The 14,582-nt window shown below is 35.4% G+C and carries 13 protein-coding genes; 5 read left to right on the top strand and 8 right to left on the bottom strand.

The window, feature by feature from the left end; genetic code table 11:
- Window positions 1–125 precede the first annotated feature (125 nt).
- Complete coding sequence (locus tag J7574_RS14765) at window positions 126–908, top strand: HipA family kinase (RefSeq protein ID WP_290969944.1); 783 nt, start codon at window positions 126–128, stop codon at window positions 906–908.
- The gene (locus J7574_RS14760; RefSeq protein ID WP_290969941.1) at window positions 898–1,281 is read left to right on the top strand and encodes a DUF3037 domain-containing protein; all 384 of its coding nucleotides are present in this window, start codon (window positions 898–900) and stop codon (window positions 1,279–1,281) included. Before J7574_RS14765 ends, J7574_RS14760 begins: the two co-directional genes overlap by 11 nt.
- 238 nt (window positions 1,282–1,519) lie before the next feature.
- Here the strand turns inward: J7574_RS14760 and J7574_RS14755 are convergent, their stop codons facing one another.
- The gene (locus tag J7574_RS14755) at window positions 1,520–2,635 is read right to left on the bottom strand and encodes a pectate lyase (RefSeq protein WP_290969938.1); all 1,116 of its coding nucleotides are present in this window, start codon (window positions 2,633–2,635) and stop codon (window positions 1,520–1,522) included.
- Window positions 2,636–2,880: 245 nt separating this feature from the next.
- Here J7574_RS14755 and J7574_RS14750 point away from each other — a divergent pair, with 245 nt between their 5' ends.
- Window positions 2,881–3,456, top strand: a complete 576-nt coding sequence (locus tag J7574_RS14750) for a Crp/Fnr family transcriptional regulator (protein WP_290969936.1) — start codon at window positions 2,881–2,883, stop codon at window positions 3,454–3,456.
- 235 nt (window positions 3,457–3,691) lie between these two features.
- Here the strand turns inward: J7574_RS14750 and J7574_RS14745 are convergent, their stop codons facing one another.
- Together J7574_RS14745 and J7574_RS14740 are read right to left on the bottom strand one after the other, a co-directional pair.
- Complete coding sequence (locus tag J7574_RS14745) at window positions 3,692–4,240, bottom strand: HutD family protein (RefSeq protein WP_290969933.1); 549 nt, start codon at window positions 4,238–4,240, stop codon at window positions 3,692–3,694.
- A gap of 195 nt (window positions 4,241–4,435) precedes the next feature.
- Window positions 4,436–4,942 (bottom strand): GNAT family N-acetyltransferase, encoded by a 507-nt coding sequence (locus tag J7574_RS14740; RefSeq protein ID WP_290969930.1) that lies wholly within the window; start codon window positions 4,940–4,942, stop codon window positions 4,436–4,438.
- A 266-nt stretch (window positions 4,943–5,208) separates the two neighbouring features.
- Between J7574_RS14740 and J7574_RS14735 the strand changes: the two genes are divergently transcribed.
- Together J7574_RS14735 and J7574_RS14730 are read left to right on the top strand one after the other, a co-directional pair.
- On the top strand, window positions 5,209–5,979 hold the full coding sequence (locus J7574_RS14735; protein ID WP_290969928.1) for a hypothetical protein: 771 nt from the start codon (window positions 5,209–5,211) through the stop codon (window positions 5,977–5,979).
- A gap of 226 nt (window positions 5,980–6,205) precedes the next feature.
- A complete protein-coding gene (locus tag J7574_RS14730) occupies window positions 6,206–6,598 on the top strand; it encodes a helix-turn-helix transcriptional regulator (RefSeq protein WP_290969926.1) in 393 nt (130 codons plus the stop codon).
- Window positions 6,599–6,668: 70 nt separating this feature from the next.
- Here the strand turns inward: J7574_RS14730 and J7574_RS14725 are convergent, their stop codons facing one another.
- The 5 genes from J7574_RS14725 to thrA all read right to left on the bottom strand — a co-directional run bounded on the left by J7574_RS14725 (window position 6,669) and on the right by thrA (window position 14,538).
- Window positions 6,669–8,255: a hypothetical protein gene (locus tag J7574_RS14725; protein WP_290969923.1), complete on the bottom strand. Its 1,587-nt coding sequence runs from the start codon at window positions 8,253–8,255 to the stop codon at window positions 6,669–6,671.
- Window positions 8,256–8,299: 44 nt separating this feature from the next.
- On the bottom strand, window positions 8,300–9,358 hold the full coding sequence (locus J7574_RS14720; protein WP_290969920.1) for a serine protease: 1,059 nt from the start codon (window positions 9,356–9,358) through the stop codon (window positions 8,300–8,302).
- A 249-nt stretch (window positions 9,359–9,607) separates the two neighbouring features.
- On the bottom strand, window positions 9,608–10,897 hold the full coding sequence (gene thrC, locus J7574_RS14715; protein WP_290969917.1) for a threonine synthase: 1,290 nt from the start codon (window positions 10,895–10,897) through the stop codon (window positions 9,608–9,610).
- A gap of 107 nt (window positions 10,898–11,004) precedes the next feature.
- On the bottom strand, window positions 11,005–11,925 hold the full coding sequence (locus tag J7574_RS14710) for a homoserine kinase (RefSeq protein WP_290969914.1): 921 nt from the start codon (window positions 11,923–11,925) through the stop codon (window positions 11,005–11,007).
- 165 nt (window positions 11,926–12,090) lie between these two features.
- On the bottom strand, window positions 12,091–14,538 hold the full coding sequence (gene thrA, locus J7574_RS14705) for a bifunctional aspartate kinase/homoserine dehydrogenase I (protein WP_290969911.1): 2,448 nt from the start codon (window positions 14,536–14,538) through the stop codon (window positions 12,091–12,093).
- Window positions 14,539–14,582: the final 44 nt, after the last annotated feature.

The following is a 14,582-nucleotide window of genomic DNA, read 5'->3' as shown; positions in this document are numbered from 1 at the left end:
AAGACGCGAAGTCGCAAAGAATATAAAAACTTTGCGACTTCGCGCCTTTGCGAGATTAAAAAAAACTCTGCGAACCTTGCGTAAACCTTTGCGCTCTTTGCGGTTAAAATCATTAAGTTTGTAATATGAAAAACAACTTCGATCTCAGGACGGTAAACGTTACCCGTTATATAACTCCACTACGCGAAGGCGGTTCCTTACCAGCCTTAGCAGAAGCCGATGATGATTTTAAATACGTTTTAAAATTTAGAGGCGCCGGACATGGCGTAAAAGCCCTAATCGCCGAATTGGTTGGCGGACAAATTGCAAAAGCCCTAAAATTGCAACTGCCAGAATTAGTATTTGCAAACCTTGACGAAGCTTTCGGAAGAACAGAAGGCGATGAAGAAATACAAGATTTGCTGCAAGGAAGCCAAGGATTAAACTTGGCGCTTCACTTTTTATCTGGAGCCATAACTTTCGATCCTGTGGTAACAACTGTTGATGCTAAATTAGCTTCACAAATTGTTTGGCTAGATGCTTATATTACGAATGTTGACCGAACTTTCAGAAACACCAATATGCTAATTTGGCATAAAGAACTTTGGCTGATCGATCACGGAGCGTGTTTGTATTTTCACCATTCTTGGCATAACTGGGAACAGCATGCTAAAAGTCCGTTTGCGTTGATAAAAGACCATGTTTTATTGCCTCAAGCTTCAATGTTGAAAGAAGTCGATGCTGAATTTAAAGCAATTCTAACGCCAGAAATTTTAGAAGAAATTGTCCATACAATTCCACTAGACTGGTTGCAATGGGAAGATGCAGACGAAACTCCAGAAGGATTGCGAAACGTATATTTGCAGTTTTTAAAAACAAGATTAGCCAATTCAGAAATTTTTGTAAACCAGGCTCAAAATGCAAGATAATCACTTATACGAATATGCTGTGATTCGTGTTGTGCCAAGGGTAGAGCGCGAAGAATTCCTGAATATCGGGATCATTTTGTTTTGCAAAAAAGCCAAATTTATAAAGGTTCTTTTTCACTTAAATAAAGAAAGAATACAAGCCCTTTCTGCCGATTTCGACATCGAACAATTAGAATGCAACTTAACTTCATTAGAAAAAATAGCAAAAGGTGCCAAAGACGGCGGACCAATTGCCGAATTTGATATTCCAGAACGATTCAGATGGTTAACAGCCATTAGAAGCTCGGCTATTCAAACTTCAAGACCTCATCCGGGTTTATGTGAAGATTTGGAGAAAACAATTCAGCGTTTGTTTGAAGAACTCGTTTTGTGATTGTTTTTTAACCATATAAGTTATATAAGATAATTTAAGTGGTTGGCTTAAAAAAAACTCTTTGTGAAATTCTCTGTGAATCTCTGTGAAATTGTTTTAAGCCATATAAGTAATATAAGAATTTTAAGTTTTCTGCTTAATTGAACTTATATTACTTATATGGTTCAAAACTTTGCGTCTCTGCGGCTTTGCGAGATTAATAAAATTAGTGCCTTAGCGTCTTAGTGGCAAAAAAAAACTAGAAAGAACCGCAAACATTCCCTCCCAAAGTAGGACCAGCATTAGCAGAAATATCAGCTTTAACAGCCGTTTTATCCAGTTTTAAGATAGAATAAGGAGGGGTAAAAGCAGTTCCGTTTCCTGCTTGAGTTCCTGTTACACTTGTGAAGACATTATCTGTAGCTGTAACGGCAGTAAAACCCGTCATTAAATCGATCGGATTTTTCACACCTTCAAAAACATTGCTTTCCACGCGAATATCAGCTTCAAAACCTGCTGCAATACATTTGTTGCTTACGGTGCTGTTGAAGAAACTGTTTACAATGTGCACTTTTCCGAAACGGACTCTAGGCATTCTTTCTTTACATCCTTGAGCCCACCAGCATCTGGCAAAAGTAATTCTCAATTTTCCGCGATCGGCTGTTGCACCATCGCTAGAACCAATTAAGTTAGAGAAACGGTGATCGTCAGTTCCGCCAGAACCACCCGCTTTTGGAGGTTTTAGATAATGGAATTTAGTATACGTAACCGAAATATAATCAGATTGATTTTTAATGTCGAAATTTCCGTCTACACCATCTCTAAATTCGCAGTGATCGATCCAAACGTTTTGGCAATTGTCTAAAATGGCATTATCCCAACCATCAGTGTCATAAGCGCCTGGACCTTCAAAAATTAAGTTTCTAATGATGATGTTTTTGCATCTTTTGATGTTGATTATTCCAGAACCATCTTTACTCTGATCTGTTGAAACCAATTTTGCACCGCTAGCGCCATAAATCGTTTTACCAGTCTGATCTTGAAATGATAATCTTGCCGTAACCGTAATTGTTCCTGAAACTTTAACCACTTTTACAGAAGTGTTTTCGATAGCCGATTTTAGCTGAGCGTAGGTAGTAACCGTGGTTTCGGCAGAAGAACCTCCGCCTGTTGTACCTCCGTTTTGCGAAGCCCATCCTGGCACCTCAGCGCAATTTCCGATTTTAGCTGTCGGATTAGTTGCAGCATCAGTCACTGCTTCGTTTGTTGGTTGAATACTTGCTTCTGTGTTTGAAGCGATCTCTTCAGAATTACATGCCGTAAATCCGAAAATCAATGCTGCTGCGAACATTGAAAGTGTTGATTTTAAGTTCATAATTAAGTTTGGTTATTTAAAAAAGTTTAACAACGCAAAACTCAAAATTATTTGTGCGAAAAAAGTTGAACAAGTTCAAACTTTAATAAAAAAATCTGCTAAAAGTATTTTTTTAACACTTCTAAATTTACAAAAATGCATTTTATGTGTACTTTTACGTAATCGATTACATTATATAAGCCCCTAATTAATAATGAGTTGAAAAAACAAATTTATTCCTCACAAAAAACCACAAAAACCACAAGATGTACAACCTACTAAGAGCAAACATTGAGCGAAAGATTCCGCTCACAGATGAAGAATGGGATATTATTGTCTCCAAAGCAGAACTCATTAAACTGAAGAAGAATCAGTTCTTGCAAATCCAGAATTCGAATAGCTGTTATGAAGGATTTATTTTGAAAGGTTCTTTCAAAACCTACATTCTAAACGAAAACGGAACGGAAACCGTTATTTTCTTCTCCTTTGAAAATGAATGGATTTGCGATCTCGAAAGTTTTTACCATCAAAAACCAACCACCTACAACATCAAAGCCATTGAAGATAGCGAAATCGTGGTGATCAGTAAAATGCAAAAAGCGTATTTGTTTGCTGTAATCCCAAAACTCATTAAGTTTCATGTTCTCATGATCGAGCGCGCCAACGTTGCCATTCAGCAAAGACTTTTGGATGTTCTACATAAAACCTCCAAACAGCGTTATCTTGATTTTAAAGAGCGCTATCCGCAAAAAGTGAGTGCGATAAACAACAAGAATTTGTCATCGTATTTGGGCGTTTCGCATGAGTTTCTTTCGAAGATTAAAAAGGAGATGAGATGCTAAGATCCTGAGATGCTAAGGTTCTAAGTTTTTATTTCACGCAGATTGAAAAGAGATTAAAGCTGATTTTACAGATTCTTTTTGTTTTTCTCAATAGAATTAGATTATGCAGATTAGATTAAATAATAATCTGCGTAATCTGCTTAAATCTTTTAAAATCTGCGTGAAACAAAAAAACTTAGCGAATCTCTGTGAAATTCTCCGCGAATCTCTGCGGAATAATTTTTTGTTTTTTCAATTAAAAATCCAACATTCCAAAGAGACATTCATTAGAGAATTGAAGTACTACATTTTCCTTTTCTACATTTTCAACGACTACTAAATCGTAAGGATTTAGATTATATGGTTTCTCATTGATTTTAATAACTGTTGCATGCAAAGAAAATAACAGTATTATTTGAGCATTACAATTCTCGTTGCTATTTGTTATTTTCAGTTTATGATGGCTTATTTTTTCAGAAACCATCCAGTTAAAATCGGAGCCTTTTGTATACGAAATCACTTCATCAGCAGAGTTGAATTGCATGATTTCATGTTTCTCGTATCTCTTTTTCTCTTTATTTACTTCAATATCCAAACCGTTATCAAGCATAACCAGATAACGATGATAACCTTTAAAGTTTGTAAAAAGCGAAGGAACTTCTTCTATAGTAGCACTGCTTATCCTAAATATGAAATCTCTATCGGCATAGTTTGCTGATTTAGGATATATCACATATTCATATGTTAATCCGCCACTCCAAACAGAAGCTTTACTATCTTTTTTAGGAAAAACGTGTACGTTCATTTTTTGTTGTTTTATTATGAAATCAAATTGTTGTTTTTGTTTTACGCAGTTTTTATCTCAATCTTGTCATCCCGAGGAACGAGGGATCTCCGCAAGTAGCTCCGCAGAGTATATTGCAAATCTTTGTAGAGCTACTTGCGGAGATTTCTCCTTTCGTCGAAATGACAAAACTATATGGTTACTTTGTCAAAAAACTTAGATACTTTTCTCCAAATAAATAAACTCCAAAGGCACTTCAGAAACCGTAACATGAATACCGCTCTCAGGAAAAGCCTCGCGTTTACCAGTGTCTGCATAACCATGACGTTTGTACCATGCAATAAGTTCTTCGCGAACCGAAATAACCGTCATAATAATACTCGATAAGCCAAGAGACTGAGCATGGTTTTCGGCTGCTGCCAAAAGCTTTTTCCCGATTCCGCTGTTTTGAAGTTCTGGCGAAACCGTCAACATTCCTAAATACAATTGATGTCCTTTTTCTACCAATAAAACCGAACCGATAATGGTATTGTTTTCTGTAAATTTCAGGATCGTATTTTTTGAATCCAGAAAGATTTCGGTCATTTCCTGTTCATCCGTTCTTTTTCCTTCTAGTAAATGCGCTTCGGTTGTCCAGCCTTTTTTAGAGGTTTCGCCTCTGTAAGCCGAGTTAATTAAAACGGTTAATGCCGGAATATCTTCGAGTAATGCTTTTGTAATCATGTTGTTTGTTGTGAAATGTAAAATGTAAAATGTAAAATGTAAACTGTAAACTGTAAACTGTAAACTGTAAGATGTAAACTGTAATGACAAAGTTATAGCAGAAAATAGCTTTAGCCTAATCTTTTGCGTTTTTTGGCTAAAGCCGAATGGATGCTGTAAAAACAAAACCTCCAGCTAAAGCTGAAGGCAATTGAAATTAAAATTTCTGTAAGTAAATATTTTAAATAAAATTATTGACATTTGTAATGAATTGAAAAATAGATACTATGGCAAGAATACATTTATTCGAATTTGAAGATCAGCAATGGCTTCCAGAATTTATTAGAAACTATATAACTGATTTTCTGCAATTTCTTTCGAATAAAACTGCCATGTACAAAGGCATAGTTCCTGTAATCGAAAAAGGATTAAAAGAAAGCCAAACCAATCAAATTATTGATCTCGCATCGGGTGGAGGAGGCGGATTAATTTGGCTTAATGCCGAATTACGAAAAAACAATCCCGATTTAAAAATTTTGCTGACGGATTATTTCCCAAATATTCCCGCATTTGAGCATACACAAAAAGAAGCCGACAATTTTGATTTTGTAAAAACTTCAGTCGATGCGAGAAACGTTCCAGAAAACTTAAAAGGACTTCGAACGCAGTTTTTATCTTTTCATCATTTTAAACCGAAAGATGCGCAGCAGATTCTACAAAATGCTATTGACACCAATAGTTCTATTGCGATTTTTGAAGGGCAGGAAAGAAGTTTTCAGAGTATTATGGCTATGATCTTTTCGCCAATAAGTGTTTTATTGACAACGCCTTTTATAAGACCATTTCATATTGGCAGAATTATATTTACGTATCTTATTCCGATCGTGCCGATTTTGATTTTGTGGGATGGCGTGGTTTCATCTTTAAGAACGTATTCTGTTGAAGAAATGAATGCTTTGGTTTCTAAATTAAACAATAAAGAAAACTTTAATTGGGAAATAAAGAAAGTAAAATCTGGACCCACAAAGATTTTGTATTTGTTGGGGACTAAGAAGTAAAACTGCATAAATTGGAACGCGGATTAAGCGGATTTGCTTTCGCAATCCCGATAGCTATCGGGATCGGATTTACGCGGATTATTTAAAAAAAAATCAGTGTAAATCCGCGTCTTCGTGATAACGAATCCGTTTAATCCGCGTTCAATTGAAAAGCGTATCTTACAAAAACAACTTTGTTTTTTACAGCTATCTATTTTTGTTTAAGAATTTTAAATATCTTTGAATTATGAGTACAGCAATAAAACCAAGACATATCGGCAGAAATATAAGCCGTATCAGAGAGCTTAAAGATATGAAACAGGAAGCGCTTGCACAGGCTTTGGGATTAAGTCAGCAGGCAGTTTCGAATATTGAAAACAGCGAAACTGTAGACGAGCAAAGACTAATTGAAATTGCAAAAGCTCTTGATATTTCTGTTGAAGCCATTAAAAACTTTTCGGAAGAAGCTGTTTTAAATATTATTGGAAATACTTACCACGATAATGGTATTGTGAATGCTGGTCTTAATTATGGTTGTACTTTTAATCCTTTAGATAAAGTAGTTGAACTTTACGAACGTTTGGTACAAGCTGAAAAAGATAAAGTGGAGTATTTGGAAAAGTTGTTGAATGGGAAATAATTTTTTAAAACATATATAAACAAAAAAAGAGGCCTTATTAAGGCCTCTTTTTTTGTTTTAAATCCTTGCTCTAGCGATGGGTTTGCAGGATTGTGTCTGTAAGTTTATGTCTTATTCTTTGATATGTAGGTACAATACCTAATTTCATAAAAAAATCATCAGTGAAACTTATACACGAATTAAATGCCCAAAGAGCACATCCTAAAGAAAGACATTTGTCAGGAAAAAAAGGATTATCAATCCCAGTATAAGGATTTAGGGGGAATTTTCCCTTCAGTTGTTGCTCTAATTTTTGCTTTTTAATTGTTGAAGTTTCGGCAATATCTTTAGTAATAACAGATTCGGGTTCATAGTGAACTAAAGCATTTCTTAGTTTTATAAGAACTGTTATATTTTGAATTAAAGAAGTTCCTAAATCGAATTCTTTTTTATTTGATAATGCTAAAGCTATTTGATATTTTTCAAGTACTGGATAACTAGCTGTTCGTGGAATTCCTCTACTCCACATTTTAGAAAGAACTTTTATTGTTGACTTAGGTAAATCTTTAACAATACCATTCGGATTTTCTGAAGCATCCATAAAAAGCTCGTTAATATTTGCTTCAAGAAATGAGGCACAAGATAAGATAGTTGAAACTACCAATGATCTATGGTCAATTAAATCGTCATCATTATTTTCATTTGAAATAGTCTTTTCAAATTCAATTAATTTTTTACAAAGATACCCAGCGGAAAGGATATGTTGTATTGAAAAATAGGAGCGTACCTGAACTTTTGTGGTAGCCTCAACACCTTCCCATTGATCTGGTCTTTGTAATGTTATTTGATTTATAAAATGATGCCTAACGTTTGTTTGAGTAGTAATTCCAAACCATGAAGATTGATGGAAATCTCCTTCGATATGAGCTAAAGTTTCATATTCATATGGAAAGATTTTTTCAATGGTTTTTCCTAAATATTTAAAAGCTAAATTCTGAGGGATATTATATTCTAGATTACTAGAAATAAAGTCAGTATCCCAATGTTCTCCGCCATCAATCACACATATTGTCAAAAAAGTTGGGTAAAAAGTTCCGTCAGCAACTTGTATAATTGCTTTTACATACTCAAATCCTTCACCGATTATTTCTCTATCTGGATTTCCTAATTTTTGAATTGCTTTGAAAGCATCGTTTTTTCTTTTAAATCCTCCAATAATTTTTGGTGGATTTTTATCCATTTCAGCTTGGGCTAGTTCATGTTCAGCTAATCTTTCTGCTTTATCCTTTTCGTAAATTTTGTCGTAAATTTTATCTCTGCAATTTTTACATAAACTGTTTAGATTTTGAAAATCTTCTTTTTCTAAATCATATGTTGATAGCAATCGAACAATTTTCGTTTCCTTGCAACTGTCACAAACCCCAATATTTTTTACTATAAAATTTGAAGCCCAATCTAACATTTGTTTTTCTATTGGTTCATCAATATCAACTAAATCTTGAAAAGTAGAATTTGAGGTGTTTTCAACGCTAGCCCCTATTTCGTTTTCTAGTATGTCAACTCTAAAATTACCATGAAATTTAGTATTAGTAACTTGGTAGACTTTACTGTTAGTAAATTTTATTGAATTAGTCTTGTTTCCACTTTCGTCCCATTCGAATTTAAGTTTTTGTTTCATGTTGATCAATATATTTTAAGGAAAAGGATTTTGGCAAAAAGTTTTTATATTAATCTAAATGAATTATTTGAATTGATACTGAATTTCATCTTCTTATGAACATCTCCATTATTATCAATAGACTCCAATATCTCAAAGATTAGATCGCTTGTAAGGCCAGTTCCAAAACGTAGTTCATCTTGTAAATCATTATTTATAATATCTCTTGCTGATTCAATTATAACTCCGACAACACTCCCATATTCATTAATAATTGGACTTCCGCTACTTCCTCCTTTAACATTTGCGTTCACATAAATCTGTTCATATTTATGGAAGTATGTTTTAGCCATAGCAGTAACTTCTCCTGTTGATGAAACTAGAATAGCATCTGTGGTTCCAGGAACTGGTGGATAACCAGAAACTAGGATTTTATCTAATAAGTATGGAGTTTCAAGGACGAAAAATTTGTTGCTTAAAGCCATTTTATCGGAAAACTCTAAGATAGCAATATCCACATTGTCATCGATGTGAGAATAAATATTTTCAGGATAAGAGTATCCGTCAGAAAAACCTAAAAATATTTTCGTTCTAATTTCAGAATTTTTAGGTAAGCAGTGTTTAGCAGTAATAAAATATTGTTTTGTGTGTTTGTGTAAAATTGCGAAACCAGTACCGACGTCGATCTTTCCAGTCTTGTCTTCAGCAACTTCTATGATTCTGATTGCTTCACTATAATAATCAACTACTTCGGCAAAGCCGTAAATTAAGAAGTCGTACGCGTTGTAGTGCATTTTTTCTGCATCGTAACTATTGCCTTGAAACTGCTGATATATTCCTGTTTTGTTTCCCCATGTGGAAAGAAGCCCTTCTGCTACTAGCTTATGAGCAATTTTTAAAGCTGTATTATGATAAAGGCCGATATATTTTGGATCATACAGGAACTTTCTTGGAACTTTTTCCCCCATATAATCAAACAGTGAGAGAAACTCCAATTGAACAGATTGTCCTGGTTTAAGATTCTTTCCTTTAAGAGCTCGATTGAGTGGCTCGTCAGTGAAATATTTTAATAGTTCAGATGGTGATAAATTTGGTAGGATGTATTTTATTTCTTTTTTATACATATGTTTTTACAATTTCTGCCAACTTATTATATGCAAGATAAACCTTTTCATGTAAACCTAAATCTGTTAAATAAGCAAAAGTTTGTTTCGTTTTCGTACTTTCAAATATATGTTTTTTATTACTAGATTTTTAAACTTGACATAGAATAATTATAAATTAAAGGATACTCAAGCAAAGGATTGACTCAAAAAAAAAAACGACTGAAAATTAATCCCCAGCCGTTTAGTATATGATGATAAATAAATTATTTAACCCAAAAAAGCCTTCAATTCCTCATAAGTACCAATCTTCACACTAACTTTCTCCTCATTAATAACACTTTCAATTTGTGTTGGAATTGGAAGCGTAATTCCTAAAGCAGGTTCAACCACATCTAAGAATTTAATTGGGTGAGCGGTTTCTAAGAAAATACCAATGGCGTTCGGGTATTTTTCAAGCTCTTTTTTCAAACCTAAATAACCAACCGCGCCGTGAGGTTCTGCGATGTAACCGTTGGTGTTGTAAATTTGTTTCATGGCTTTTAGCGTTTCTTCGTCGGTGTAGCTGTACGAAGAGAAATCTTTTTCAAAAGCCTTTAAATCATTATTGTATAATTCCTGAATTCTAATAAAGTTACTTGGGTTTCCAACGTCCATTGCGTTAGAAATTGTCGCTTTAGAAGGTTTCGGGTCGTATTTTCCGTTTTCTAAGAATCTTGGCACCGTGTCGTTTACGTTTGTCGAAGCAACGAAATGCTCAATTGGCAAACCTAATTTTTTTGCCATAATTCCGGCACAGATATTCCCGAAGTTCCCGCTTGGGCAAGAGAAAACCAATGGTTTGTTTTGGCTCTTCAAAGCTTTGTAGGCAAAGAAGAAATAAAACATCTGTGGCAACCAACGCGCAATATTAATAGAATTCGCCGAAGTCAGGTTTTTATGTGCTAAAGTTTCATCTAAAAACGCTTTTTTCACCATGTCTTGACAATCATCAAAAACACCATCAACTTCAAGCGCTTTAATATTCTGTCCTAAAGTCGTTAATTGTTTTTCCTGAATGTCGCTCACTTTTCCTGACGGATATAAAATGACAACATCAACACCGTCAACGCCTAAAAATCCGCTTGCAACAGCGCCTCCCGTATCTCCAGAAGTGGCTACTAAAACCGTGTTTTTAGCGTCTTTTTTGTCTTTATTGAAATAACCCAAACAACGCGACATAAATCGGGCTCCAACGTCTTTAAACGCCATTGTTGGTCCGTGGAACAACTCTAACGAATAGATTCCGTTTTCTACTTTCACTACAGGGAAATCAAAAACTAAAGTTTCAGCGATGATTTCTTTTAGTTTTTCTGCAGGTATTTCGTCGCCAACGAATTGTTTAATCGCTTCATAAGCAATTTCTTCATGGCTTAAACTTTCGATTTTATCAAAAAATGAAGGATCAAGAGGCGTAATGCTTTCCGGGAAATATAATCCTTTATCACTCGCTAATCCTTGTATTACAGCTTCCTGAAAAGAAACTTTTGGGGCATTATGGTTTAAACTGTAGTATTTCATTGGTTGTTTTTATTTTTAAACCATATAAGTCATATAAGTTCATTTAATAAATTAAGTTCAACTAATTACATGAACTTATATGACTTATATGGTTAGTAATATTGCTTTTAAAGAATTCTTACGCCATCTGGGTTTATTTTCGAGACGTGAATCTCATACGGTAAATTCATTTTTTCGTAGACAGCGCTCATGGCTTTGGCGATTTGGTCTGCGGTTTCTTTTCCTCGGCTTAAAGCAAAAATAGACGGACCAGAACCTGAAATTCCAGAACCTAAAGCGCCGTTTTCGTAAGCTGTTTGTTTGATTTGGTCGAAACCTGGAATCAAAACACTTCGTAAAGGTTCTACGATTTCGTCATGAAGCGATCTTCCAATCAACTCGTAATCTTTGGTGTAAAGACCTGCTACAAGTCCGCCTACATTTCCCCATTGCATGATGGCGCTTTTTAGAGAAACGTTTTGTTTTAAAACAGAACGAGCGTCAGACGTTTTTAACTCAATCTGCGGATGAACCACTGTTGCGTACAATTCTTCCGGACTGTCGATTCTGATAATATCCAACGGAGCATAACTTCTTACCAAAGTAAATCCGCCAAGAAGGGCAGGAGCAACGTTGTCGGCATGCGCGTTTCCGCTGGCTAATTTTTCGCCTTGCATCGCAAACTGAACCAAATCTTTACGAGAGTAAGGTCTTCCCAATAATTCGTTGATTCCGAAAACCGCTCCGGCAGAACTCGCCGCACTGCTTCCGATTCCGCTTCCCGCTTTTATGTTTTTATAAATTTCAATTTCAAATCCGAAATCTAGTTCGTCCAAAGTCGCTAACATCGCTAAAGCCGCCACACCCGAAACGTTTTTCTCGGTTTCAAGAGGTAAATCGGCACCTACGATTTTAGTAATTCGAACTCCTTTTTGATCTGATTTTCGAACAATCATTTCATCACCCGCATTGTCTAAGCAAAGTCCCAAAACGTCAAATCCGCATGAGAGATTGGCGATAGTTGCTGGGCAAAATAGTTTTATTTCCATTCTTTTAAAGGTTCTGAGGTTCTAAGATGCTAAGGTTCTAAGGTTTTTGCTTTGCAAACTTTTACCACATGGTTTTTTATAAGTTCTGAGGTTCTGAGTTGCTTAGGTTCTAAGGTATCTAATAAAAAAACTTAGAACCTTAGCGTCTTAGCATCTTAGCACCTTTTACACGTTCCCGATGCGAATTACATCTGCAAAAATTCCTGAAGCCGTCACAGCTGCACCAGCTCCAGCTCCTTTGATCAATAAAGGCTGATCTACGTAACGATCGGTGTAGAAAAGCACGATATTATCTTTTCCTTCTAGATTATAGAAAGGATGATCTTTTGGAATGAACTGAAGTCCTACGCTTGCTTTTCCGTTTTCGAATTGCGCTACATATTTTAGTCTAGAATCTTTGGCTAAAGCTTCTTTGTAAATGTTCTCAAAATGTGAAGCATGTTTGATTAACGAAGCAAAGAAATCATCGTTGTTTGTTGTTGCCAGACATTCTGCAGGCAAGAACGATTCGTTTGCAATGGCGTCAATATCCATTTCGTAACCGCTTTCGCGAATTAGGATCAGGATTTTACGAGCCACGTCGATTCCGCTTAAGTCTATTTTCGGATCTGGTTCTGTGAAACCTTGAACTCCAGCTTCTTTTACCACATCGTGGAAAGAATTATTATCATCAAAATTGTTGAAAATAAAGTTCAAACTTCCAGATAAAACCGCTTGAATTTTGTGCACTTTATCTCCAGAAGCAATCAGATTTTTTACGGTGTCTATAATTGGCAATCCCGCACCAACATTCGTTTCAAACAAGAAAGGAGCATTGTATTGACGAGATAGATTTTTTAATTTTTTATAATTGTCGTAAGCAGAAGAACAAGCAATTTTGTTACAAGTTACCACGGCAATACTTTCTTTTAAGAACTTTTCGTAAGCTTCAGAAACTGTTGCATTTGCTGTAATATCTACGAAAATGCTATTACGTAAATTCAGTTCTTCAGCACGTTTGATGAATCCGTCGATGCTTGCTGGTTCACCTTCGCTTAAAGCGGCATCCCAATTTTTTAAAGAAATTCCGTCTTCATCAAATACCATTTTTCTAGAATTTGATAAAGCAATAACGCGAACATTAATTTTTAAAACGTCTTTTAAGAATTTCTTCTGGTTATGAATCTGTTCGATGAATTTCTCACCTACATTTCCAACTCCCATTACAAATAGGTTCAGCTGTTTTGTGTTTTCTTCAAAGAAGTTTTCGTGCAAAGTATTCAAGGCTTTTTTAACGTCTCTTTCGTTAATTACAGTCGAAATATTTCTTTCAGAAGCACCTTGCGCAATCGCACGAATGTTTACGTTGTTTTTTCCTAAAGTACTGAACATTCTTCCGCTTAAACCTTGGTGATTTTTCATGTTTTCACCCACCAAAGCAATAATGCAAAGGTCTTTTTCTACGTAACAAGGATCGATTTTGTTCTGCGAAATTTCGATTTCAAAAGCTCTGTTAATTGCAGCTTCGGCATTATCAGCATCAGAATTCAGGATTCCGATACAGATTGAATGCTCAGAAGAAGCTTGAGTAATAAAAATTACGTTGATTTTTTCTTGAGACAATACTTCAAACAAACGTCTAGAAGAACCCGCAACTCCAATCATTCCTGGACCTTCAAGAGTTAAAAGCGAAATATGATCGATATGGCTAATTCCTTTTACAACGGTATCTTTTGATGAAACCTGATTAGAAATTAGAGTTCCTTCAGCTTCTGGCTCAAAAGTATTTTTGATTAAAATAGGAATGTTTTTTCTTAAAACAGGCTGAATTGTTGGCGGATACAAAACTTTTGCTCCAAAGTGCGACAATTCCATTGCTTCCTGATAGGAGATATTGGCAATTGGCTGCGCTTGTTTTACAATTTTTGGGTTAGCAGTAAACATTCCGTTTACGTCAGTCCAGATTTCCAATTGTTCCGCATCGATTGCTCCAGCGATAATTGCTGCAGTATAATCAGATCCGCCACGACCTAAAGTCGAAGTGATTCCGTCTAAAGTTTGTGCGATGAAGCCAGGCAGAATATTGATTTTTGCATTGTTTTGCGCGAAGTAATCCTTAATCAACTGATTTGAAACTTCGAAATTTACAACCGCTTTTCCGAAAGTATTATCTGTTTTAATTAATTCGCGGCTGTCTTTGTAAACGGCATCTTTGCTAATTTGCTGATAAGCTTGAGCGATGATAAATGAAGAAAGCAATTCTCCGAAACTTAAAATAGTGTCGGCAGTTCTTGGAGACAATTCGCCCAAAAGGAAACAGCCGTCCAGTAAGGTTTCTAAATGATTGATGATTCTTTTTACGTGGCTTAAAAGACTGCTTTGCTCGCTTACGGGAATCAGTTCTTTTAAAGTGTCAAGGTGTTTTTTCTCGATTTCAGCAACCACTTCTCTAAAGCTTTCGTCGTTTGCTGCTGCTTTTGCTGCTGCAGATTGCAATAAATCAGTTACTTTGCTAAGAGCTGAAACTACAACAACCAGTTGGTCTTCTTTTGCTTTTTGGTTAACAATTTCGAGAACGAGTTTTATATTTTGAGCATTGGCTACCGAAGTTCCGCCAAATTTTAATACTTTCATTTTATGTGATATTTTTTTCTTTTGCAACTATTTTTTATGTGTCC

It is taken from the genome of Flavobacterium sp. (assembly GCF_017744675.1).
Classification (GTDB): Bacteria; Bacteroidota; Bacteroidia; order Flavobacteriales; family Flavobacteriaceae; genus Flavobacterium.
Note: the sequence above shows the minus strand (reverse complement) of the source record. Positions and strands in the feature narration are given on the sequence as shown.

Coding starts and splice junctions, on each gene's coding strand:
- J7574_RS14765 (WP_290969944.1), top strand. CDS start 126: ATGAAAAACAACTTCGATCTCAGGACGGTAAACGTTACCCGTTATATA.
- J7574_RS14760 (WP_290969941.1), top strand. CDS start 898: ATGCAAGATAATCACTTATACGAATATGCTGTGATTCGTGTTGTGCCA.
- J7574_RS14755 (WP_290969938.1), bottom strand. CDS start 2,635: ATGAACTTAAAATCAACACTTTCAATGTTCGCAGCAGCATTGATTTTC.
- J7574_RS14750 (WP_290969936.1), top strand. CDS start 2,881: ATGTACAACCTACTAAGAGCAAACATTGAGCGAAAGATTCCGCTCACA.
- J7574_RS14745 (WP_290969933.1), bottom strand. CDS start 4,240: ATGAACGTACACGTTTTTCCTAAAAAAGATAGTAAAGCTTCTGTTTGG.
- J7574_RS14740 (WP_290969930.1), bottom strand. CDS start 4,942: ATGATTACAAAAGCATTACTCGAAGATATTCCGGCATTAACCGTTTTA.
- J7574_RS14735 (WP_290969928.1), top strand. CDS start 5,209: ATGGCAAGAATACATTTATTCGAATTTGAAGATCAGCAATGGCTTCCA.
- J7574_RS14730 (WP_290969926.1), top strand. CDS start 6,206: ATGAGTACAGCAATAAAACCAAGACATATCGGCAGAAATATAAGCCGT.
- J7574_RS14725 (WP_290969923.1), bottom strand. CDS start 8,255: ATGAAACAAAAACTTAAATTCGAATGGGACGAAAGTGGAAACAAGACT.
- J7574_RS14720 (WP_290969920.1), bottom strand. CDS start 9,358: ATGTATAAAAAAGAAATAAAATACATCCTACCAAATTTATCACCATCT.
- thrC (WP_290969917.1), bottom strand. CDS start 10,897: ATGAAATACTACAGTTTAAACCATAATGCCCCAAAAGTTTCTTTTCAG.
- J7574_RS14710 (WP_290969914.1), bottom strand. CDS start 11,925: ATGGAAATAAAACTATTTTGCCCAGCAACTATCGCCAATCTCTCATGC.
- thrA (WP_290969911.1), bottom strand. CDS start 14,538: ATGAAAGTATTAAAATTTGGCGGAACTTCGGTAGCCAATGCTCAAAAT.